Raw genomic sequence first — 20824 nt, 5'->3', positions numbered from 1 at the left:
GTTGGAGAGGGGCAGCGCCCCTCTCCAAATCCCAGCGCCGGCAATCTCATCCCATCGCAGACGGCGCCGGCCGGCCCGGCGGCACCGGCACCGTGCTGCGGCCATAGAGCACCATGGCGCGGCGCTCGAAGGCGCGGACCATCAGGCGCACCGCCTCGTTGAACACCACGCCGATCGCCATTTGCAGGAGGCGGGAGCGGAACTCGAAATCGACGAAGAAATCGACCTCGGTGCCCTGCGGGACCGGGTGAAAGCGCCAGTGGTTGTTCAGGTAGCGGAAGGGGCCGTTCTCGTAGGTGACGTGGATATGGCCCGGTCGGTCGAGGCCGACGCGCGAGCGGAAGGTCTCGCGGAACATCTTGAAGCCGATGGTCAGGTCCGCGAGCAGGACCTCATCCGTCTGCGACAGCACCCGCGCACCGACGCACCAGGGCAGGAATTCCGGGTAGCGGCGGACATCCGCGACCAGGTCGAACATCTGCTCCGGCGAATAGCGCAGGATCTTCTTTTCGGCGTGGGTCGGCATGGTCAGCCGCGCGCCGCCAGACGCTCCTCGCGCGCCGCCCGCAGCGCGGCGAAGTCACGATCGGCGTGATAGGACGACCGCGTCAGCGGCGTCGCCGATACCAGCAGGAAGCCCTTGCCGCGCGCGGTCTTGGCGTAGTCGTCGAATTCGTCGGGCGTGACGAAACGGTCCACCGCCGCATGCTTCACCGTCGGCTGGAGATACTGGCCGATGGTGAGGAAATCGACATCGGCGCTGCGCAGATCGTCCATCACCTGCAGCACCTCGATGCGCTTCTCGCCGAGGCCGACCATCATGCCGGACTTGGTGAAGATGGACGGGTCGAGCTGCTTCACGCGATCGAGCAGACGCAGCGAGTGGAAGTAGCGCGCGCCGGGCCGGATGGTCGGGTAGAGCGCCGGCACGGTCTCCAGATTGTGGTTGAACACGTCGGGGCGTGCCGCGACGACGACTTCCAGCGCACCGTCCTTGCGCAGGAAGTCGGGCGTCAGGATCTCGATGGTCGTCTCCGGCGCTGCGGCGCGGATGGCGTGGATGGTCCGGGCGAAATGCTCGGCGCCGCCATCCTTCAGATCATCGCGGTCTACACTGGTGATGACGACGTGACGCAGGCCGAGGGTCGCGACCGCCTCCCCCACCCGGCGAGGCTCGTCGGCGTCCAGGGCGTTCGGCAGCCCGGTGGTGATGTTGCAGAAGGCGCAGGCCCGCGTGCAGATCTCGCCCATGATCATCATGGTCGCGTGACGCTGGGACCAGCATTCCCCGATATTCGGGCAGGCGGCTTCCTCGCACACGGTCACGAGCTTCTGGTCGCGCATCAGGTTGCGCGTCTCGTGATAGATCGGGTGCGTCGGCGCCTTCACCCGAATCCAGGCCGGCTTGCGCTGGATGGGGTTGTCCGGGCGATGGGCCTTCTCCGGGTGCCGTTCGGCGCCCGTGCGGGGCTTGCGGTGGTCGATTTCGATGCGGGTGGTGGTCATGGCGGTCCGCTCCGATATAGGCCCCCCGGCTTCATCCTGCGAGGCTCAAGCCGCGATGCCCGTGCATTGGGCGGCCTGGCCCTGCCAAGCGCCGTCCCGCGGCGCCCCGACCGGGCTGTAGCGGAAGGCGCCGGCGAAGGCATTTCCGGCGTACCGGCCGGCGATGTCTGCCCGCACGCCAATGCAGGCATCGCCGCCCGGCAGGGGCAGGATCTGCCGCTCCGTCAGGTCGATCCGGTCCAGGGCCAACTGGCCGGAGGCATGCAGGGCCAGGTCAGCGCCCTTGCCGTGCACCGCGCCGGCCTGGTCCACGAAGACCGGGACATCCGCGACCAGCGCCTCGAGCCGCGCCACGTCGGGGGCCAGCATGGCCTCCCGCAGCGCGGCCTCGGCGTCAGATATGGAGGACCTTGCCGTAGGCATCGAGGACGGATTCATGCATCGCCTCGGACAGGGTCGGGTGCGGGAAGACGGTGGCCATGAGCTCGGCTTCGGTCGTCTCCAGGGTGCGGGCGATGCCGTAGCCCTGGATCATTTCCGTCACTTCGGGGCCAACCATGTGGGCGCCGAGCATGGCACCCGTCTTGGCGTCGAAGACCGTCTTGATGAAGCCCTCGGGCTCGCCCAGGGCGATCGCCTTGCCGTTGCCGATGAAGGGGAAGCGGCCGACCTTGAGCTCGTAGCCCTTGGCCTTGGCCGCGGCCTCCGTCAGGCCCACCGACGCCACCTGCGGGCGGCAGTAGGTGCAGCCCGGGATGTTGGTCACGTCCATCTCATGCGGGTGCAGCCCGGCGATGGCCTCGACCACGATGACGCCCTCATGCATCGCCTTGTGGGCGAGCCAAGGCGGGCCGGCCAGGTCGCCGATGGCATAGACGCCCGGTTCGCCGGTGCGGCCATAGCCGTCGATGGTCACGTGGGTGCGGTCGACCTGCACCTTGGTGCCTTCGAGGCCGATATTCTCGACATTGCCGACGATGCCGACCGCGCTGATCAGACGGTCGGCCTTGATTTCGGTGACCTTGCCACCGGCCTCGACGATGGCGGCGACGCCGTCGCCTTCCTTGCGCACGCCCTGCACCTTGGCGCCGGTGATGACCTTCATCCCCTGCTTGGTGAAGGCCTTCTGCACGAAGGCGGAGACCTCGGCATCCTCGACCGGGAGGATGCGGTCCATCACCTCGATGAGCGTCACCTCGGCGCCCATGTTCAGGTAGAAGGACGCGAATTCGGACCCGATCGCACCGGAGCCGATGACGATCAGCTTCTTCGGCATGATGTCGGGCACCAGCGCCTCGCGATAGGACCAGATCAGCTTGCCGTCCGGCTCCATCCCCGGCAGCACGCGGGCGCGGGCGCCAGTCGCGAGGATGATGTGCTTCGCGGCGAGCTCCGCGACCGGCTTGCCATCCTTGGTCACCGCCACCTTGCCCGGGCCGGCGAGCGCGCCATGCCCGTCATAGACGGTGATCTTGTGCTTCTTCATCAGCCCCTTCACGCCGGAAGAGAGCTGGTTCGCCACGTTACGCGACCGCTTGATCACCTTGGCGAAGTCGAAGCGGATGTTGTCCGCCGCGAAGCCATAGTGATCGAGGCTGTGCAGCAGGTGGTTGATCTCGGAGGCGCGGAGCAGCGCCTTGGTCGGGATGCAGCCCCAGTTGAGGCAGATGCCGCCGAGATTCTCGCGCTCCACCAGCGCGACCTTCATCTTGAGCTGCGCCGCGCGGATCGCCGCGACATAGCCACCTGGGCCGCCGCCGATCAGCACCAGATCGAATTGTTCGGCCATCACGTCGCCTCCACTGCCAGGGATTTCAGCGCATCGCCCGACAGGCGGCGCGTGATCCATTCCTTGAGAGCCTGCGCGCCCATCGCGTCATAGGTCGCGATGGCAGGCGCGTTCCAATCGAGCACGTTCCAGGCGAGCCGCCCGCCGCCCTCGGCCAGCGTGTCCTGCGCGAGGCGCGCGAAGAGCGCCTTCGCGATGCCGCGCCGGCGGAATTGCGGTTCAACCCAGAGATCCTCCAGCCACCGCCCCGGCTTGGCGAGGAAGGTGGAGAAGGTCCAGTGATACAGCGCGATGGCCGCCGGTTCGCCGTCCCATTCCGCGATCAGGCAGCCCGCGCGCTGCGGCGTGCCGAAGATCGCGGCGTGGAAATCGGGTTCGGTGCCCACCGCTTCATGCGCCAGCTTCTCGAACTCGGCCAAGGCGCGCACGAAGCGCGCGATGACCGGCACGTCGGCAGGCGTCGCCTCTCGGATAACGAGAGACGTCACAGCATCAGGCTCAGCGGATCCTCGATGGTGCGCTTCAGCGCCTGAATGAATTCGGCGGCGAGCGCGCCATCGATGACGCGATGATCGACCGACAGCGTGCAGGTCATCACCGTCGCGATGGCGAGCGCCCCATCCTTCACCACGGGCTTCTGCAAGCCAGCGGAGACGGCCAGGATGCCGGCCTGCGGCGGGTTGATGATCGCGCTGAAATCGCTGACCCCATACATCCCCATGTTGGAGATGGAGAAGCCGCCGCCCTGGAATTCCTCGGGCTTCAGCTTGCCGGCCTTGGCGCGCGCGGCGAGGTCCTTCATCTCGTTGCTGATCGCGGCGAGGCCCTTCTTGTCGGCCTGCCTCACGATCGGGGTGATCAGCCCATCGGGGATGGACACCGCCACCGAGATGTCGACGTCGTGGTACTGGATGATCGCGTCATCGGTCCACGACGCGTTGCAGTTCGGGAAGCGCCGCAGCGTCGCCGCCGTCGCCTTGATCACCAGGTCGTTGACCGAGAGCTTGTAGGCGCCCGGCCCGTCCTTCGGCGACCGCGCATTGAGGTCGGCGCGCAGCTTCAGCAGCGCGTCGATCTCGATATCCATCGTCACGTAGAAATGCGGGATGGTCGCCTTCGATTCCGACAGGCGGCGCGCGATCACCTTGCGCATCGTGCTGTTCGGCACGGCGGTATGCGGCGCGGTGGTCGAGAACGGCGTCGCGGCGGGCTTCGGCGCGGGGGCCGCGGCAGGCGCCGGCGCGGCAGCGGCGGCCGTGGGTGCGGCGGCCGGGCCGCGCGACAGCGCCGCCTCGATATCCGCCTTCACGATGCGGCCGTTCGGGCCGGAGCCCTTCACGCCGGCGAGGTTCAGCCCCGCCTGCTGCGCCATGCGCTTCGCCAGTGGCGAGGCGAAGACGCGATCCCCACCCGCGGGCGGCAACGGCTGCGGGTTCAGCGCGACCGGCGCGGCGGCGGCCGGGGCCGGGGCAGCCACGGGGGCCGGGGCGGCAGCCGCCGGTGCCGGGGCCGCGGCCGGCGCGCCCGAGGGGACCGCCTCCCCTTCCTCGACCAGCACGGCGATCGGGTCGTTCACCTTCACGCCCTGGGTGCCGTCGGGGACCAGGATCTTGCCGAGGATGCCCTCATCCACGGCCTCGACTTCCATCGTCGCCTTGTCGGTCTCGATCTCGGCGATGACGTCGCCGGCCTTGATGCGCTCGCCTTCCTTCTTGAGCCAGCGCGCCAGGTTGCCCTCGGTCATGGTGGGCGAGAGCGCCGGCATCAGGATATTCGTGGCCATGGATCGTTCCCCCGCCGCTTACTTGTAGGTCACGCGCTTCGCCGCCTCGACCACATGGTCGAGCGTCGGCAGAGCGAGCTTCTCAAGGTTCGCAGCATAGGGCATCGGGATGTCGAGGCCATGCACGCGCACCGGCGGCGCATCGAGGTAGTCGAAGCAGGTCTCCATGATCTGCATCGCGACCTCGGCGCCGATGCCGGCATAGGGCCAGCCTTCTTCCACTGTCACCAGGCGGTTGGTCTTGCGCACCGACGCCGCGATGGTCTCGGTGTCGAGCGGGCGCAGCGAGCGCAGGTTGATCACCTCCGCGCTGATGCCCTGCTCGGCGAGCTTCTCGGCCGCCTGCATCGCGAGGCCGACCTCGATCGAGAAGGCGACGATGGTGACGTCCGTGCCGGGCCGCTCGATCTTCGCCTTGCCGATCGGCAGGATGAAGTCGGGATCGGTCGGGCATTCGAAGGAATGCCCGTACATGATCTCGTTCTCGAGCACGATGACCGGGTTCGGGTCGCGGATCGCGGCGCGCAGCAGGCCCTTGGCATCCGCCGCCGACCAGGGCGCGAGCACCTTCAACCCCGGGCAGTGCGCGTACCAGGACGCGTAGCACTGCGAGTGCTGCGCCGCGACGCGGGAGGCCGCCCCGTTCGGCCCGCGGAAGACGATCTGGCAGCCGAGCTGGCCGCCCGACATGTAGAGCGTCTTGGCCGCCGAATTGATGATCTGGTCGATCGCCTGCATCGAGAAGTTGAAGGTCATGAACTCGACGATCGGCTTCAGGCCGGTGAAGGCCGCGCCGACGGCCATGCCAGTGAAGCCGTGCTCGGTGATCGGGGTGTCGATCACGCGCTTCGGGCCGAATTCGTCCAGCAGCCCCTGGCTGATCTTGTAGGCGCCCTGGTACTGCGCGACTTCCTCGCCCATCAGGAAGACGGCGGAGTCGGCGCGCATCTCAGCGGCCATGGCGTCGCGCAGGGCCTCGCGCACCGTGATGGTCTGGGTCGGGCCCCAATCCTTCTCGACCGCGGCGGCCGGTTCGGGGGCCTTGGGCGCGGCAGGGATGGATGCGGGCGCCGGCACGGGTTCCGGGGCAGCGGCCGGCGCGGGGGCTGCCGCACTGCCGGTGCCGCCGTCCAACTCGGCGATCGGCGCATTGACCTGCACGCCCTCGGTGCCCTCGGGAACGACGATCTTCGTCAGCGTGCCCTCGTCGACCGCCTCGACCTCCATCGTCGCCTTGTCGGTCTCGATCTCGGCGATCACGTCGCCGGATTTCACCGCGTCGCCTTCCTTCTTGAGCCAGCGGGCGAGCTTGCCCTCGGTCATGGTCGGCGAGAGCGCCGGCATCAGAATCACGGCACCCATGTCACTTCGCCTCCACGAGAACGTCGGTCCAGAGCTCGGATTCCGGCGGTTCCGGGCTCTGCTGCGCGAAGTCGGCGCTGTCCTGCACGATGGCCTTCACCTCGTCGTCGATCACCTTGAGGTCCGCCTCGCTCACGCCGAGCTGCTCCAGCAGCATCTTGCGCGCCGTCTCGATGCAGTCCGAGGTCTCGCGCATCTTCTGCACTTCCTCGCGCGTGCGGTACTTGGCCGGGTCGGACATGGAATGGCCGCGGTAGCGGTAGGTCTTCATCTCCAGCAGGTACGGCCCCTTGCCGGCGCGGCAATGGGCGACGGCGCGCTCGCCGGCCTCGCGCACGGCGGTCACGTCCATGCCATTCACCTGCTCGCCCGGGATGCCCCAGGCGGCGCCGTTCTGCGACAGGTCACGGGAGGCGGAGGCACGTTCGACGCTGGTGCCCATGCCGTACTTGTTGTTCTCGATGACGTAGATGCAGGGCAGCTTGAACAGGGCGGCGAGGTTCAGGCTCTCGAACACCTGGCCCTGGTTCGACGCGCCCTCGCCGAAATAGGTCACGGCGACCGCGCCATCCTCGCGATACCAGTTGGAGAAGGCGAGGCCGGTGCCGAGCGAGACCTGCGCGCCCACGATGCCATGGCCGCCGAAGAAGCCCTTCTCACGCGAGAACATGTGCATGCTCCCGCCCTTGCCCTTCGAGTAGCCGCCGATGCGGCCGGTGAGTTCAGCCATCACGCCGCGCGCCTCCATGCCCGTGGCGAGCATGTGGCCGTGGTCGCGGTAGGAGGTGATGACCTGGTCGCCGTCCTTGAGGCACATCTGCATCCCCACCACGACCGCTTCCTGGCCGATGTAGAGGTGGCAGAAACCGCCGATCAGACCCATGCCGTAGAGCTGGCCGGCCTTTTCCTCGAAGCGGCGGATCAGCAGCATGTCGCGATACGCCTTGAGCAGGTCGTCGCGCGCCATGGGTGGTTCCTTCGCCTTCCCGCGACGCTTGGTGGGGGTGTCCGCGGCCTGGGCCATAGGGCGTCTCCTCAGGGAAGGCTGATCACGCCTAATTAGGCGCCCCTTTGCGGGGCGCGCAAGCGGCCGGTCTGGCGAAAATCCTTCTATTGCAATGCAATAAGACGGTTAACCGAATTGTGGTTAAGTGCCTCAAACCCCGCGAAGTCCGATCGGTCCGAGACAAAGCATTGCGCCACAGGGATATATCCCCGCAATTTCACGCAGCACGACAGGCATCCGCCCGCAAGGAAGAAACTGAAGTTTTTGCGTGCCGGCGGCGCCGGAAGGTCAGTAGAGCCGGCGCTCCGGGGCATAGGGAATCACGATCTCATCCCGCCCGACCATGTTCAGCAGGGCCCGCGCGCGCTCATCCAACTGGTCGCGATCCACGCGGTCCCCGCGCAGCCCGGCGACGCGCCGTTCCATGGCATCCCGGTCGAGCTCAGCGCGATGCAGTTCCGCCTGCGCCGCGGCGATGTCGGCGATACGCTGCTCGCGCGCGATCAGCCCACGTTCCCCGTGCATCGCGTGCCAGGCGAAATAGCCGGACAACGACAGGAAGAGGCATGGCAGCGCGATGGCGTTCAGGAAGCGGCGGATGAGACGCAAAGCAGAATTCCGAAACCGGAGCAGCGAACCTGATTCTAAACGCGTCAGCGAATCCGTGTCATCCGCTTCGTGCCTGTTTTCAGCCAGTGACGACGCTTTTTTGTGCGCCGCGCGGGAGGACTGGTCGCCAGCCAGCCGCACCACCACCTTCGCGCAAGGTCAGCGACAGAAGGAGCAGCCGCGATGCACATCAAGCGTGCCGGGACGGAGCCCTCAGGGAAGGCACCCGCGTCCTGGTTCACCGGCGCTGTCCGCATCGACCCGCTCTTCAGCCCGCCCGATCCGGCGCGGGTGACCGGCGCGCTCGTCACCTTCGAACCCGGTGCGCGCACCAACTGGCACACCCATCCGCTGGGCCAGACGCTGATCGTCATGTCCGGCTGCGGCTGGGTCCAGCGTGAAGGCGGTCCGGTCGAGGAAATCCGTCCCGGCGACGTTGTCTGGTTCCCGCCCGGCGAGAAGCACTGGCACGGCGCAACCCCCACCACGGCGATGAGCCACATCGCCGTACAGGAAAAGCTGGACGGCAGCGCGGTTGCCTGGATGGAACCGGTGACGGACACGCAATACCGACGGTAGAAGCCCTATCCCATCCACTGGAGCCAAGGAACACCGATGGCCATCACCGTCGCCGTCATCGTCGGCAGCCTGCGCAAAGGGTCCTTCAACGGTCGGCTGGCGAGCGCGCTCAAGAAGCTCGGGCCCGCCGATTTCACCTTCACCGATGTCCGCATCGACGACCTGCCGCTCTACAATCAGGATGACGAGGCGACGCCCGCCGCCGCGGTCACGCGCTTTCGCGACCAGGTGCGGGCGGCCCAGGGCGTGATCTTCGTGACGCCGGAATACAATCGCGGCATGCCGGGCGGTCTGAAGAATGCTCTCGACCAAGGCTCGCGCCCCTACGGCAAGAGCGTCTGGGCCGGCCGCCCGGCGGGTGTCGTCGGTACCTCGCCCGGCGCGATCGGCAGCGCCCTCGCCCAGCATGACCTGCGCGGTGCGCTCGACTACCTCGACATGCCCACGCTCGGCCAGCCGGAGGTCTATCTCCAGTACAAGGACGGGCTGATCGCCGAAGATGGAACGGTCACGAATGAGGGCACGGCGCAGTTCCTCCAGGGCTGGATGGACCGTTACGCCGCCTGGATCCGCCGCTTCGCCTGATCCGCGCCAGGCGAAGGCCGCAGGATCACCCTGCGGCCCTCGCTGCGGTCAGGGGGCGATCAGCGACGCAACGCCGCGCGCCCCGCGTAGCGCGCCGCCTGGCCCAGCCCCTGCTCGATGCGGATGAGCTGGTTGTACTTGGCCAGTCGATCCGAGCGCGACAGCGAGCCCGTCTTGATCTGACCGCAGTTCGTCGCGACGGCGAGATCGGCGATGGTCGCGTCCTCGGTCTCGCCAGACCGGTGCGACATCACCGCGCGATAGGCGGCGCGATGGGCGGTCTCGACCGCCTCCAGCGTCTCGGTCAGGGTGCCGATCTGATTGACCTTCACCAGGATGGCATTGGCCGTGCCGCGCTCGATGCCCAGGCGCAGTCGCTCGGGGTTGGTGACGAACAGGTCGTCGCCGACGAGTTGGACGGTGCCGCCCAGCTTGTCGGTCAGCGCCTTCCAGCCGGCCCAGTCATCCTCGGACATGCCGTCCTCGATGGACACGATCGGCCACTTGGCGCAGAGCGCGGCGAGGTAGTCCACCATGCCGCCGGCATCGAGGGTCTTGCCCTCGCCCTCCAGCTTGTAGGCGCCGTCGTGGAAAAACTCGGTCGCCGCGCAGTCGAGGGCGAAGACGACATCCTCGCCGACGCGGTGGCCGGCGGCCTCGCAGGCCTTGGCGATGAAGCCGAGCGCCTCGTCGGCCGACCCGATATTCGGGGCAAAGCCGCCTTCGTCGCCGACATTGGTCGAATGGCCAGCGTCGTGCAGCGCCTTCTTCAGCGCCATAAAGACCTCGGAGCCAATGCGCACGGCGTCCGCGACCGTGCCGGCGCCAACCGGCATGATCATGAATTCCTGGATGTCGATCGGGTTGTCCGCATGCTTGCCGCCATTGATGATGTTCATCATCGGCACCGGCAGGGTGCGCGCGAAGACGCCGCCGACGTAGCGATAGAGCGGGATGTCGAGATCCACCGCCGCCGCCTTGGCGACCGCGAGCGAGACGGCCAGCATCGCGTTGGCGCCGAGCCGCGCCTTGTTCGGCGTGCCGTCCAGCTCGATGAGCGTCTCGTCGATCTTGACCTGGTCGAGCGCGTCCATGCCGGAGATGGCGTCGAAGATCTCGCCCTCGACATTGGCGACGGCCTTGAGCACGCCCTTGCCGCCATAGCGCTTCTTGTCGCCGTCGCGCAGCTCCACCGCCTCATGCGCGCCGGTCGAGGCGCCGGAGGGAACGATCGCCGAAGCGCGCGCGCCGGTCTCCAGCATCACCTCCGCCTCGACGGTCGGGTTGCCGCGGGAATCGAGCACCTCGCGGGCGATGATGTCGGCGATGGCGGACATGGGATGGGCTCTCCGGATCGGTCAGGGGACTGCGTGGGTGGCTACACTGCGGGACAGGTCGCGCCAAGTCCCCCGGAGGGCGCCTCGCTCCCCATTACCGTGCCTGGACAAGCAGCGACTGCAGGCGGCCCACCGCCGCCCCGAAGGCCTCGACCCCGGCGGCATCCCCTGCCCCCGCAGCAGCATGGCCCGCCGGGATCGCGCCCAGCCTCCGGTGCAGTTCCGCCCCCGCCACCTCCGGCGGGTCGGCAGCGATGCGTGCCTGGGTCGTCTGCCAGATCTGCATGCGCTGATCCGGTCCGATCGAGCGGTCGTTGCGCACGCTGTTGAGCATCGCGGTCTGGGCCTGCCGCCAGGCCTCGTGCCGCTGGGCGAGCGCGCCGCGCAAACCCGACCGAGCATCGTCCCCTATCACGGCGCGCAGCAGTGCGACCGCCTCGCTCACGGCCCTCTGCCGCTGCAAGGCGAGGCCGGCGGCGTCGAGGCCCGGTGGCGCGGGCGCCGCCAGCACCGCGAAGGCATCGAGGCCACGGCGGCGGACAGTCTCCGCAGGCCATCGGCCGGGCACGGCGCGCAGGGCAGCCAGGCTGTCCTGCACACGGGCCAGCAGCGCCGCGCCCTGCGGTCCTTCCGCAGGCACCTGCCCCACGGACAGCGCGGCGAGGCGTTGCGCCTGCATCAGGATCAGCTTCACCCCGGGATCAAGCACCGCCCCCGCGGCCGGTGTGGCGGGCGGCGGCGGCGTGGGCGGCATGGCCCCGGCGGCGAAGCGCAGCGACCCGGCCTCCTGCACCTCCGCCCTTTCGCGTGCGGCAAGATGATCGACCACCTGCCCCGCAGTCTGGTCCGCAGCGATCACCAGGGCGGCATACCGCCCGGCCGGGGTCGGCGGCGTCGGCGGCGGCGAGGCGACGCAGGCGCCGAGGAGCAGACCCAGACCCAGGATGGCACGGCGCGGATGGAACGGCAGATTCATGGCCTTCGGGCTCCGACGAGGGGCGGGGCCGCGCTTCGGGCACCTTCGCGCCGCCAGCACCCCGCCGGCAGGACATGCCCGATCGTCGCGGCTAGAATGGGGCGGATGATCCCACCCATCCGATCCCTCGACGACCTCGCCCCCGGCCAGAGCTGGGACCTCGGCACCCTCACCCTCTCGCTGGAGGAGGTGGTGGAGTTCGCTTCGCGCTACGATCCGCAGTACTTCCATCTCGATGCCGAGGAAGCGAAGCGCAGCATCTTCGGCGAATTGGTGGTCAGCGGGCTGCACACGCTGTCCGCCGTCTTCGGACACATCATGCGCAGTGGGCTGATTTCGGAGATTTCGATCGGCGGCAACCAGATCGACACGCGCTGGCCCGCCCCGCTACGCCCGGGCGAGGAGATTGCCATCCGCGTCACGGTGGACGAGATCCGTCCCTCACGCTCCGGCCGGCCGCTCGGCATCGCGAAGCTGCGGCACACCGCGCGGCGGGTGAAGGATGGCGTGGTGGTGCTCGACGCCGTCGGGACGCATTTCCTCAGGCGCTGAGCAGCGCTCAGCAAGGGTGAAGCCCTCGGGAATGACCGATGGGAGCGGAATTGGAGGGGCGCCGCCCCTCCAAACCACCCCGCCAGGTGCTTGGAGCACTTGCAACGCAGTCTTCTGGTGCTCGGCAGGCCGGATGGACCGCAGCCTCCGAACGCCCGCCCCGCGCAAATGCGGGGCTCGGCACCATGACCGGGTCCCCGTTCCAGGGTGAGTCCGGGTGGGGCAAAGTCCCTCCCGGCTTCCCGGGGGCCCCGGCATCAGCGGTAGAAACAGGACCGCCCGGCGCCGCCGAAATTGCGCCGGGCGCAGTTCTGGGCATCGGACAGGCACCGGTACGCGCCCACAAGTGACGGCGGATACGGAAGCGGCGCGGCAGGTTGCCCCGCCGCGCCGCTGCGCAAACCCGGTTCAGGCGGCCTGGATCAGGCCGACTTCGCCATGATCTCGTCCGCGACGTTGCGCGGCACCGGATCGTAGTGGTGGAACTGCATGGAGAAGGACGCACGGCCCTTCGTCATGCCACGCAGGTTGGAGATGTAGCCGAACATCTCCTTCAGCGGGACGTGGGCGCGGACGATGACCGAGGTGCCGGCCATGTCCTGCGACTGGATCACGCCGCGGCGGCGGTTCAGGTCGCCGACGACGTCGCCGACGTGGTCCTGCGGCGTGGTCACCTCAACGTCCATGATCGGCTCGAGGATGACCGGGCCGGCCTTCTTCATGCCTTCGCGGAAGCAGGCCTTGGCGGCGATTTCGAACGCCAGGGCCGACGAGTCGACGTCGTGGTACTTGCCGTCCGTCAGGGTGTACTTGAAGTCCACCGTCGGGAAGCCGGCGAGCACGCCGGTGTCGGCCTGGACCTTGATGCCCTTTTCGACCGCCGGGATGTACTCCTTCGGGATCGCGCCGCCGACCACGGCGTTGACGAACTCGATGCCGTCATTCCGCTCCTTCGGCTCGAAGGTGATCTTCACTTCCGCGTACTGGCCCGAACCACCCGACTGCTTCTTGTGGGTGTAGGTCTCGGTATGCGGCTTGGTGATCGTCTCGCGGTACGCGACCTGCGGGGCGCCGATGTTGGCGTCCACGCCGTATTCGCGCTTCAGGCGGTCCACGATGATCTCGAGGTGCAGCTCGCCCATGCCCGACAGGATGGTCTGGCCGGTCTCCTGATCGGTGCGCAGGCGCAGCGAGGGATCCTCACCGGCCAGCTTCTGCAGGCCGATCGTCATCTTCTCCACGCCTTCCTTGGTCTTCGGCTCGACGGAGATGTCGATGACCGGGACCGGGAAGGCCATGCGCTCCAGCACCACCGGATCGTCCTGCGAGGCGAGGGTGTCACCGGTGCCGGTGTCCTTCAGGCCCACGAAGGCGGCGATGTCGCCGGCGATCACTTCCTTCACTTCCTCGCGCTTGTCGGCGTGCATCTGGAACATGCGGCCAATGCGCTCGCGGTTCCCCTTGGTCGTGTTCATCACCATGTCGCCCTGCTTGAGGACGCCGCGGTAGACGCGCACGAAGGTCAGGTTGCCGTACTTGTCGTTGATGATCTTGAAGGCGAGACCGGCGAAGGGCGCGTTCTCGTCGGCCGGGATCACGCGGCGATCCGCGGTCTCGTCCTGGCCTTCCTCCGGCGCCACCTTGATGCCCGGGATGTCGACCGGGGACGGCAGGTAGTCGATCACGGCGTCAAGCAGCGGCTGCACGCCCTTGTTCTTGAAGGCGGTGCCACACAGCACCGGGCGGAATTCGCCCGAGATGGTGCCCTTCTTGATGGCGCGCTTCAGCAGCTCGACCGAGACGTCCCCGTCCTCGAGGTACTTCTCCATCGCCTCGTCATCGGCGGCGACCACGGTGTCGAGCAGCTTCTCGCGATACTCGGCGGCCTTTTCCTTCAGGTCGTCCGGGATCTCCTGGTATTCGAACTTCGCGCCGAGCTCGTCGCCCTTCCAGACGATCGCGCGCATCTCGACCAGGTCGACGACGCCCACGAAGGTGTCCTCGGCGCCGATCGGCAGCTGCAGGGTCACCCAGTTGATGCCGAGCTTCTCGGTCAGCGTGTCGGCGGCACGGTAGAAATCGGCGCCGGTGCGGTCGAGCTTGTTGACGAAGATGATGCGCGGGACGTTGTAGCGGTCAGCGAGACGCCAGTTGGTCTCGGACTGCGGCTGCACGCCGGCCACGCCCTCGATGATGAACACCGCGCCGTCGAGCACGCGGAGCGAGCGGTTCACCTCGATGTTGAAGTCGATGTGGCCCGGGGTGTCGATGACGTTGATGCGGTGGTCGTTCCACTCGGCAGTCACGGCGGCCGAGGTGATCGTGATGCCGCGCTCACGCTCCTGGTCCATGTAGTCCGTGGTGGTGTTGCCCTCGTGGACCTCACCGATCTTGTGGGACTTGCCGGTGTAATAGAGGATGCGCTCGGTCGTCGTCGTCTTGCCCGCGTCGATATGCGCGGTGATGCCGATATTGCGAATACGCTCGAGCGGGGTGCGCGCCACGGTGGGCCTCCATAAGCAGAAACGGGCGCCCACGCCGAAGCTTCCGCTCCGCGCCGCCCGCAGGGGTCTCGCCGATCAGTCGGTGGCCCGCTATCTGCGACGTCCGGGCCTGCATTGCAAGCGCGAGATGTCGGCGGCATCCATGAATCGGCCATGCGCCCGGCGCGGCGGTCACGCTTCGTTGCATGAAACCACGCGGCCGGACGCCTAGAATATAGGTATGGATAGCCAGCCCGTCATCGCCGCCATCCGCTTCGGCCTCGGCCGCCGGCCCGGCGACCCGGTGCCGTCCGACCCCGCTGCGTGGCTCGACTCGCAACTCCTCCCCGATCTCCCGGCCCCTGCCCTGCCCGAGGGCCTGCCGCTGACCATGGCCGACATCCTGGCCGCCCAGGTCGCCGACCGGCAGTCCCTGCGCGCCAACGAGGGCCGGCCCAACCTCGCCCGCATCCGGCAGGGCGAAGCGGCGGCGCTGCTCGCGGATTCCATCGGCACTCCTTATGGCTATCGGGAAAGGCTGGTCGGCTTCTGGGCCAACCACTTCACGGTCTCCATCGGCAAGGTGCCCTACGTCGTCGGCCATCTGGTGCGGGCCGCGATCCGCCCCCATGTCGCCGGCCGGTTCGCCGACATGCTGGCGGCCGTCACGCGGCATCCGGCGATGCTCGCCTACCTCGACAACGCGACCTCGACAGGGCCGGACAGCCGAATGGGCCGCCGCCTGTCCCGCGGGCTGAACGAGAACCTCGCCCGCGAAATCCTGGAACTTCACACCGTCAGCCCGGCCGCGGGCTACAGCCAGGCGGACGTGACCTCCTTCGCCAAGGTGCTGACCGGCTGGTCGTTCGGCCCGCGCGGCGACGCCGGCGGCTTCATCTTCCGCGAGGGCGCCCATGAGCCGGGCGCCAAGACCGTCATGGGCCGCAGCTTCCCCGAGGGGCTCGAAGGCGGGATGCAGGCCCTCGCCTGGTTGGGACGGCATCCGGCGACCTATCGGCACCTGGCGACCAAGCTGGTGCGGCATTTCGTCGCCGACGACCCGCCGCCGGCCGCGGTCGCGCGCATCCAGGCGGTATTGCAGGACACCGGCGGGGATCTCGGCGCGGCCTCGCGCGCGCTGGTGCGGCTGCCCGAGGCCTGGTCGCCACCCCTGACCAAGCTGCGCACGCCGAACGACTACGTGATCGCCGTGCTGCGCGCCGTCGAGGCCCCGCCGGATGCCGGAGAGCGCGCCCAGGGCGCGCTGCGCTATCTCGGTCAGCCCCTGTGGGCGCCGCCCGCGCCGAATGGCTGGCCCGATGTCGGGACCGACTGGGCCGCGCCCGAGGGCATGCTCCGCCGCATCGAATGGGCCAACGGCATTTCAGCGCGAGGGTCCGGCCGCGACGCCGCGGACCTGGCCGAGGCGGTGCTTGGCCCGCTCTGCCGGCGGGAGACGCTGCAGGCCGCCGCCCGTGCCGGATCCGCCCGCGAAGCCCTGACCCTGGTCCTGACCAGCCCGGAGTTCCATCGCCGATGAGCCACCTGCCCGCCTTCGGCCGGCGCGCCGCGCTGCTCGGCCTCACTGCCGCCCTGACCCTGCCCCGCGCCCGCGTCGCCTTCGCCGATGCGCCGGGCGAGGCACGGCTTGTCGTCGTGCTGCTGCGCGGGGGCATGGACGGTCTTTTCGTCGTGCAGCCCTATGGCGACGCGGCCTATGGCGAGCTGCGCGGCCCCCTCGCCCTGCCGCAGCCGGGGCAGGAGGGCGGGCTGCTCGATCTCGGCGGGCATTTCGGCCTGCATCCGCGCATGACCAACCTGCATGCGATGTATGCCGCGAACCAGGCGACGGTGGTCCATGCCGTGGCCGGCAACTGGCGCACGCGCAGCCATTTCGACGCCCAAGACATGCTGGAATCCGGGGCGGAGCAGCGGCTGGCGAGCGGCTGGCTGAACCGAGCCCTCGGCGCCCTGCCGGCGCGGCCGGGGGCGCAGCACAACGGGCTCGCGGTCGGGGTGGATGTGCCGCTGCTGATGCGCGGGCCGACGGCGATCTCCAACTTCGCCCCACGCGGTTCGGCGACGCCGCCGCCGGACCTCTTCGCCCGTGTCGCCGAGCTGAACGCCGCCGATCCCCTCACCGGCCCGGCTCTGGCTGAGGGCCTGCGGGTCCGCGGCTATGCCGTCTCCAGCCTCGGCATGGGCGCGGCGGTGCCGCCGCAGCGCGGCGGGGCCTTCCGGGCCCTGGCCCTCGCCGCCGGGCGGCTGATGGCGCGGCAGGACGGCCCGCGCGTCGCGGCCTTCGAACTGTCCGGCTGGGACACCCATGCCCAGCAGGTGAACCGGCTGAACGCGCCGCTGTTCCAGCTCGACGAAGGCTTCGGCGCCCTGCAGGAGGCGCTCGGCGAGGCCTGGAAGCAGACTGCCGTGCTGGTGATGACGGAATTCGGCCGCACCGTGCGGGTGAACGGCACGGCGGGGACCGACCACGGCACCGGCAGCGTCGCCTTCATCCTGGGCGGAGCGGTGTCCGGCGGACGCGTCCTGGGCAACTGGCCGGGCCTGTCGGAAGGTGCGCTGTTCCAGGGGCGCGACCTGGCGCCGACCACGGACCTGCGCAGCCTGGCCAAGGGGCTGCTGCGCGATCACCTGAAACTGCCGCCGCAGGCCGTGGCCCGTGCCTTCCCGGGCAGCGACGCGGCCGCCCCGACGGGCGGCCTGGTCAGGGTGTGAGGCGCTTCACTGCGGCGCCCGGCCGCATGGGCGACCATCGCGGCTGAACGACGGAAAGGTTGCGCATGCGCCCGCTTTGGGTCGATCGCCAGATCGCGAATCTGCTGGCGCAGTGGCTCCATCCGACGGGCAATGAGGCTTGGATCGGCGTGCGCGACAACCTGCCCTTCGCCGGTGCCCGGCGCGCCCCGATGCGCCTGGACGGAAGACTGGAGATCGCCCCCGACCTCGCCCTGGCCGACGGCTTCATCTGGCGTCCCAACGACGCGCGGAGCCAGGCGGAGCTCTGGCTCGATCCCGGATATGGCAGCTACCGGCGGGCCTTCGAACGCTTCGCGGTTCGCGAGCTCGGCGCTGTCGGGCTCGACGACGCGGACGTCCAGATCGACCACCTCTTTCCGAAGAGCTCCGCGCTCCGGAACAACTTCGGCTATGTGCGGATGCTCGCGGTCCCGCCGGCGGGCAACATGGCTGCGGGCCGCACGATCGAGAAGGCCATGGCGCGGCGGAACGACGCCTACGGTCCGAGTGACAGAAGCACGCGGATGGCGACCTATTTCGCGATCGGCAAGGCGAGCGGATTTGCAGGGTACGAGGCCCTGCCGGACGGCGAGGAGGCAGGCAATGCCGCGATGGTCGCCGCGCTCTTCGCACATCTGCGCCAGTTCGGACTGCCGCCCGAGGTCCTGACCGCGCTCGATGCCCGGCTGACCGCCTTCACAGCAACGCGCATCCGCTGAGAACGGGTCCGCGCCCCTACGACCCCCGGTAGGTGGAATAGGACCAGGGCGTGCAGGCCAGCGGCACATGATAGTGTCCCACACCGTCCGCCACGCCGAAATTGATCGCCACCACATCGAGAAAGCGCGGCGTCGGCCCAATCCCCCGAGCGGCGAAGTAGTCGCCGACATGGAAGCGCAGTTCATAGCGCCCGGCACGGAAGGTCCCGGGCGGCATCAGCGGGTCCACGCAGCGGCCATCCGCATTCGTCACCGTGCTGGTCAGCGGCGCGGGTTCGGGGTCGAGCCGCCACAGCTCCACCCGCACGCCCTCGGCCGGAATGCCTTCGGCGGTGTTGAGCACATGGGTCGAAAGCGTGCCTGGGCCATTGCCTGCCATGGGGATCCTCAGAAGCTCATGCCGATGCCGATCGAGGTACCGGTGATGTTGTTGTCGGCGAAGAAATAGCGGGCGACCAGTCTGACGCGACCAAAGGTCAGGCCCATCGCCCCGGCCTCGTAGCGACCGAAATCGACCTCGACGCCGCCGCCCACCTTGGCGGCCCAGCTGAAGCCGAGCACATCCTCCTGGTCGCCGAGATAGCCGGTGAAGGACCCGTCGATCACCCAGCGCACCGGCCTGCCGAAGGCCTCGATCCCCATCGGCCAGCGATACCGCGCCCAGAGACCGACCGTCTGTGCATTGGACCGCCCCCGTGCCGCCGCGATGGTGTCGCCGAAGGTCTGCAACTGGATCTGGGTGTAGCGCAGCTCGACATCGATATCGCGCTCGGGGCGGTAGTCGTAATAGGCCAGCATCAGCGACCCGCCGATGCCCCAGACATTGACGTGCTTGTCGGTCAGCGCCGGGATGTCCCGCCCGAGGCGCCAGTTGATGAAGCCGCCGAACAGCGCCGCGTCGGAGGCCGCGTAGCCGCCCGAAAGATTGAAGATCGGCCGCAGCCACAGGTATTCGGCCAGGCGGATGTCGTAGCCGATGCCGATGGTCGCCGCGACGTTGTTCCAGCGCAGCGGCGTCTGTCGCGCCCCGAGATTGGTGAAGACCGCCCGCGGATCATAGCGCGCGGTGCCGAGATAGCCTTCGAGCCAGAGCGGGAAGCTCTCGCTGACGGTGAAGCCCGCGCCCATCTGGCTCAGGGTCATCACCGGCGATCCCTCATCGGCGCTGGCCGTCGTCCGGTTGACCTGCAATGCATTGGCCGAGCCATCCGGCGTCATGTTGTAGCCCATCAGCGCCAGCACGCCCGCGCCGCGCGACCCGAGCTGCTGCTGGATGGCGTCGAGGCGGTCGAGAATGGCGTCGATCCGCTCGCCGCTCGGCTGCGCGATCGCGAGCGACGGCAGCAGCAGCAGAAGCGCGAGCAGCCGCGCGAGGGTCACGGCGCCGTCTCGGCGGCAGGCAGGGTCGGGCGCGGCAGGGCGAGCAGCGATCGCGTCATCCGGTCCTGCGCCGCATGGATCAGCTCGACGACATCCTCATCCGTGATGTCGTCGGCGCGCGCCCTGAGCAGGGCGTGGTCCTCGCCGATGCGCAGGATGAGGGTGGCGTATTGCGCGCGGGCCCGGGCGATGTCGGGGGGTTCGTTCGGTTCCGCGTTGCGCGCGATGGCGGCGGCCATGGCCCGGACCAGCGCCTGCACCGACGGGTCGGCGGCGGTGATCGCCTCCCGCATCCGCGGTGCCTGCCAGTTCTGCCGCGTGGCGCGCCGCAGCAAGGCACCGAGTTCGGCGACAGGCTGCTCGCCGCCGGTGCCCGCCCGGCCCGCCTGGGGGGCGAGATCCACGAAGGGATTCTCGGGATAGGGCAGCACGCCGTCATCGGCGAGGCGGCCCAGCGCGGCGAGGTAGGTGGCGAGCGCCTCCCGCATCGCCATCGCCCCTTCCCGCACATCGACCGAGCGCGGCGGCGGCAGGCGGCCGGCGGGGAAATCGGCGGCGAGACTCGCCGTGCGGGCCCAGTCGCGCACCGGCGTGTAGTCGGGCGCGCTGCAGGCGGCCGGCAGCAGCAGCACGACCAGGGCCAGGCAGCGCCTCATGGCTGCACCACCGCGCCGACCAGGCCGGCGGGATCGGGGCGCAGCCCGACCGCGGCATCCGGTTGCAGGATGAGCGTCAGGCGGCGCAGGCGATCCTCCTGGTCGAGGATTGCGCGGGACACCTCGCGCTGGCGAATGACGTCGATGCGCGCCTTCAGCAGGGCATGGCCCTCCCCGATCGCTGTGAGCACCTGGCGGTAGGTTTCCTGTTCCGGCCCGGCGAGGCCCGCCGTGCCGCGCGACAGCGTGCCGACCAGCACCTGCACCGGCGCATCCGCCGCGCCGATCAGCGGACGCAGGCGCAGATCCTCCAGCACGGTCGCGGACCCCGCGCTGCGCGCCCGCGCCCCGGGCGGGAAATTGCCGGCCCGCGCCGTGGCGAGCGCCTGGCCGAGCGCCGCGACCGCGGCCCCCGCCGCCGGATCGGCCGCCGCGGCGCGCGGGATGAGGGGCGCATAGGCGTCGTCGCGGAAGGTCAGCAGGCTCTCCTCCCTGGCGAGGACCGAGAGCGCGTAGAGGTAGATCGCCAGGGCTTCCTGCTGCGCGACCAGCCCGTCGCGCGCGGAGGAGGCGGCCGGCGCGACGGCGTCGGGGTGGTCGGCGAGGACGCTGGCAAGCCGCGCCCAGTCGCGCAGCGCCGTATTGGGCGGCAGGGCGCAGCCCGTCAGCAGCAGCACTGCCGCGATGGCGATGAACGGTCGCGGCACCCTGCCCCCTCCGGCTGCGCGATGTCGTCTCTACCGGCGAC

The 20824-nt window shown here is 69.2% G+C and carries 22 protein-coding genes; 6 read left to right on the top strand and 16 right to left on the bottom strand.

What is annotated here, in order from left to right:
- Positions 1 to 46 precede the first annotated feature (46 nt).
- From KPL78_RS04620 to KPL78_RS04580, 9 genes are all read right to left on the bottom strand, one after another.
- Entirely contained in the window at positions 47 to 526 is a 480-nt protein-coding gene (locus tag KPL78_RS04620) for a type II toxin-antitoxin system RatA family toxin (RefSeq protein WP_219761753.1), read from the bottom strand.
- A gap of 2 nt (positions 527 to 528) precedes the next feature.
- The gene (gene lipA, locus KPL78_RS04615) at positions 529 to 1506 is read right to left on the bottom strand and encodes a lipoyl synthase (protein ID WP_219761752.1); all 978 of its coding nucleotides are present in this window, start codon (positions 1504 to 1506) and stop codon (positions 529 to 531) included.
- A gap of 45 nt (positions 1507 to 1551) precedes the next feature.
- Entirely contained in the window at positions 1552 to 1875 is a 324-nt protein-coding gene (locus tag KPL78_RS04610; protein WP_219761751.1) for a nuclear transport factor 2 family protein, read from the bottom strand.
- A 25-nt stretch (positions 1876 to 1900) separates the two neighbouring features.
- Complete coding sequence (lpdA, locus tag KPL78_RS04605; protein WP_219761750.1) at positions 1901 to 3295, bottom strand: dihydrolipoyl dehydrogenase; 1395 nt, start codon at positions 3293 to 3295, stop codon at positions 1901 to 1903.
- Positions 3295 to 3783 carry a GNAT family N-acetyltransferase gene (locus KPL78_RS04600; RefSeq protein WP_219761749.1) on the bottom strand — a complete coding sequence of 163 codons (489 nt, stop codon included), beginning with the start codon at positions 3781 to 3783 and terminating at the stop codon, positions 3295 to 3297. Before KPL78_RS04600 ends, lpdA begins: the two co-directional genes overlap by 1 nt.
- Entirely contained in the window at positions 3780 to 5078 is a 1299-nt protein-coding gene (locus tag KPL78_RS04595) for a pyruvate dehydrogenase complex dihydrolipoamide acetyltransferase (RefSeq protein ID WP_219761748.1), read from the bottom strand. The genes KPL78_RS04600 and KPL78_RS04595 overlap by 4 nt, the downstream gene beginning before the upstream one ends.
- A gap of 18 nt (positions 5079 to 5096) precedes the next feature.
- Positions 5097 to 6440: a pyruvate dehydrogenase complex E1 component subunit beta gene (locus KPL78_RS04590; protein WP_219761747.1), complete on the bottom strand. Its 1344-nt coding sequence runs from the start codon at positions 6438 to 6440 to the stop codon at positions 5097 to 5099.
- A gap of 1 nt (position 6441) precedes the next feature.
- Positions 6442 to 7407 (bottom strand): pyruvate dehydrogenase (acetyl-transferring) E1 component subunit alpha, encoded by a 966-nt coding sequence (gene pdhA / locus KPL78_RS04585; protein WP_219761746.1) that lies wholly within the window; start codon positions 7405 to 7407, stop codon positions 6442 to 6444.
- A 327-nt stretch (positions 7408 to 7734) separates the two neighbouring features.
- A complete protein-coding gene (locus KPL78_RS04580) occupies positions 7735 to 8055 on the bottom strand; it encodes an FtsB family cell division protein (RefSeq protein WP_219761745.1) in 321 nt (106 codons plus the stop codon).
- Between the two features lie 183 nt (positions 8056 to 8238).
- On the opposite strand from KPL78_RS04580, the gene KPL78_RS04575 reads away from it, so the two are divergent.
- Both KPL78_RS04575 and KPL78_RS04570 read left to right on the top strand, forming a co-directional pair.
- Positions 8239 to 8634, top strand: coding sequence for a (R)-mandelonitrile lyase (locus KPL78_RS04575; RefSeq protein WP_219761744.1), 396 nt, complete (start codon positions 8239 to 8241; stop codon positions 8632 to 8634).
- 36 nt (positions 8635 to 8670) lie between these two features.
- The gene (locus KPL78_RS04570; RefSeq protein WP_219761743.1) at positions 8671 to 9219 is read left to right on the top strand and encodes an NADPH-dependent FMN reductase; all 549 of its coding nucleotides are present in this window, start codon (positions 8671 to 8673) and stop codon (positions 9217 to 9219) included.
- A gap of 59 nt (positions 9220 to 9278) precedes the next feature.
- Here the strand turns inward: KPL78_RS04570 and eno are convergent, their stop codons facing one another.
- Both eno and KPL78_RS04560 read right to left on the bottom strand, forming a co-directional pair.
- A complete protein-coding gene (eno, locus tag KPL78_RS04565) occupies positions 9279 to 10556 on the bottom strand; it encodes a phosphopyruvate hydratase (RefSeq protein ID WP_219761742.1) in 1278 nt (425 codons plus the stop codon).
- A gap of 94 nt (positions 10557 to 10650) precedes the next feature.
- A complete protein-coding gene (locus KPL78_RS04560; protein ID WP_219761741.1) occupies positions 10651 to 11532 on the bottom strand; it encodes a hypothetical protein in 882 nt (293 codons plus the stop codon).
- A 105-nt stretch (positions 11533 to 11637) separates the two neighbouring features.
- Between KPL78_RS04560 and KPL78_RS04555 the strand changes: the two genes are divergently transcribed.
- The gene (locus KPL78_RS04555) at positions 11638 to 12084 is read left to right on the top strand and encodes a MaoC/PaaZ C-terminal domain-containing protein (protein WP_219761740.1); all 447 of its coding nucleotides are present in this window, start codon (positions 11638 to 11640) and stop codon (positions 12082 to 12084) included.
- A 422-nt stretch (positions 12085 to 12506) separates the two neighbouring features.
- Here KPL78_RS04555 and fusA read toward each other — a convergent pair whose 3' ends face one another.
- The gene (gene fusA, locus KPL78_RS04550; RefSeq protein WP_219761739.1) at positions 12507 to 14588 is read right to left on the bottom strand and encodes an elongation factor G; all 2082 of its coding nucleotides are present in this window, start codon (positions 14586 to 14588) and stop codon (positions 12507 to 12509) included.
- Positions 14589 to 14808: 220 nt separating this feature from the next.
- On the opposite strand from fusA, the gene KPL78_RS04545 reads away from it, so the two are divergent.
- The 3 genes from KPL78_RS04545 (at position 14809) to KPL78_RS04535 (ending at position 18040) form a co-directional block, all read left to right on the top strand.
- Positions 14809 to 16107 carry a DUF1800 domain-containing protein gene (locus tag KPL78_RS04545; RefSeq protein ID WP_219761738.1) on the top strand — a complete coding sequence of 433 codons (1299 nt, stop codon included), beginning with the start codon at positions 14809 to 14811 and terminating at the stop codon, positions 16105 to 16107.
- On the top strand, positions 16104 to 17300 hold the full coding sequence (locus KPL78_RS04540) for a DUF1501 domain-containing protein (RefSeq protein WP_219761737.1): 1197 nt from the start codon (positions 16104 to 16106) through the stop codon (positions 17298 to 17300). Before KPL78_RS04545 ends, KPL78_RS04540 begins: the two co-directional genes overlap by 4 nt.
- A 65-nt stretch (positions 17301 to 17365) precedes the next feature.
- Complete coding sequence (locus KPL78_RS04535) at positions 17366 to 18040, top strand: hypothetical protein (protein ID WP_219761736.1); 675 nt, start codon at positions 17366 to 17368, stop codon at positions 18038 to 18040.
- A gap of 16 nt (positions 18041 to 18056) precedes the next feature.
- On the opposite strand, the gene uraH is transcribed toward KPL78_RS04535, so the two are convergent.
- The 4 genes from uraH to KPL78_RS04515 are packed head-to-tail and all read right to left on the bottom strand — an operon-like array spanning position 18057 to position 20783.
- Positions 18057 to 18419 (bottom strand): hydroxyisourate hydrolase, encoded by a 363-nt coding sequence (gene uraH, locus KPL78_RS04530; RefSeq protein ID WP_219761735.1) that lies wholly within the window; start codon positions 18417 to 18419, stop codon positions 18057 to 18059.
- Between the two features lie 8 nt (positions 18420 to 18427).
- Positions 18428 to 19420: a hypothetical protein gene (locus KPL78_RS04525; RefSeq protein WP_219761734.1), complete on the bottom strand. Its 993-nt coding sequence runs from the start codon at positions 19418 to 19420 to the stop codon at positions 18428 to 18430.
- Positions 19417 to 20076: a hypothetical protein gene (locus KPL78_RS04520; protein WP_219761733.1), complete on the bottom strand. Its 660-nt coding sequence runs from the start codon at positions 20074 to 20076 to the stop codon at positions 19417 to 19419. Before KPL78_RS04520 ends, KPL78_RS04525 begins: the two co-directional genes overlap by 4 nt.
- Positions 20073 to 20783: a putative periplasmic lipoprotein gene (locus tag KPL78_RS04515; RefSeq protein WP_219761732.1), complete on the bottom strand. Its 711-nt coding sequence runs from the start codon at positions 20781 to 20783 to the stop codon at positions 20073 to 20075. The genes KPL78_RS04520 and KPL78_RS04515 overlap by 4 nt, the downstream gene beginning before the upstream one ends.
- Positions 20784 to 20824 lie beyond the last annotated feature (41 nt).

This window comes from Roseomonas alba (genome assembly GCF_019430885.1).
GTDB classification, from domain to species: domain Bacteria; phylum Pseudomonadota; class Alphaproteobacteria; order Acetobacterales; family Acetobacteraceae; genus Neoroseomonas; species Neoroseomonas alba.
The sequence above is the reverse complement of the archived record's forward strand: the minus strand, read 5'-3'. Positions and strand labels throughout refer to the sequence as shown.

Bases quoted from the DNA above. Each gene is read 5' to 3' on its own strand.
- KPL78_RS04620 (WP_219761753.1), bottom strand. From the start codon at position 526: ATGCCGACCCACGCCGAAAAGAAGATCCTGCGCTATTCGCCGGAGCAG.
- lipA (WP_219761752.1), bottom strand. From the start codon at position 1,506: ATGACCACCACCCGCATCGAAATCGACCACCGCAAGCCCCGCACGGGC.
- KPL78_RS04610 (WP_219761751.1), bottom strand. From the start codon at position 1,875: ATGCTGGCCCCCGACGTGGCGCGGCTCGAGGCGCTGGTCGCGGATGTC.
- lpdA (WP_219761750.1), bottom strand. From the start codon at position 3,295: ATGGCCGAACAATTCGATCTGGTGCTGATCGGCGGCGGCCCAGGTGGC.
- KPL78_RS04595 (WP_219761748.1), bottom strand. From the start codon at position 5,078: ATGGCCACGAATATCCTGATGCCGGCGCTCTCGCCCACCATGACCGAG.
- KPL78_RS04590 (WP_219761747.1), bottom strand. From the start codon at position 6,440: ATGGGTGCCGTGATTCTGATGCCGGCGCTCTCGCCGACCATGACCGAG.
- pdhA (WP_219761746.1), bottom strand. From the start codon at position 7,407: ATGGCGCGCGACGACCTGCTCAAGGCGTATCGCGACATGCTGCTGATC.
- KPL78_RS04575 (WP_219761744.1), top strand. From the start codon at position 8,239: ATGCACATCAAGCGTGCCGGGACGGAGCCCTCAGGGAAGGCACCCGCG.
- KPL78_RS04570 (WP_219761743.1), top strand. From the start codon at position 8,671: ATGGCCATCACCGTCGCCGTCATCGTCGGCAGCCTGCGCAAAGGGTCC.
- eno (WP_219761742.1), bottom strand. From the start codon at position 10,556: ATGTCCGCCATCGCCGACATCATCGCCCGCGAGGTGCTCGATTCCCGC.
- KPL78_RS04560 (WP_219761741.1), bottom strand. From the start codon at position 11,532: ATGAATCTGCCGTTCCATCCGCGCCGTGCCATCCTGGGTCTGGGTCTG.
- KPL78_RS04555 (WP_219761740.1), top strand. From the start codon at position 11,638: ATGATCCCACCCATCCGATCCCTCGACGACCTCGCCCCCGGCCAGAGC.
- KPL78_RS04545 (WP_219761738.1), top strand. From the start codon at position 14,809: ATGGATAGCCAGCCCGTCATCGCCGCCATCCGCTTCGGCCTCGGCCGC.
- KPL78_RS04540 (WP_219761737.1), top strand. From the start codon at position 16,104: ATGAGCCACCTGCCCGCCTTCGGCCGGCGCGCCGCGCTGCTCGGCCTC.
- KPL78_RS04535 (WP_219761736.1), top strand. From the start codon at position 17,366: ATGCGCCCGCTTTGGGTCGATCGCCAGATCGCGAATCTGCTGGCGCAG.
- uraH (WP_219761735.1), bottom strand. From the start codon at position 18,419: ATGGCAGGCAATGGCCCAGGCACGCTTTCGACCCATGTGCTCAACACC.
- KPL78_RS04520 (WP_219761733.1), bottom strand. From the start codon at position 20,076: ATGAGGCGCTGCCTGGCCCTGGTCGTGCTGCTGCTGCCGGCCGCCTGC.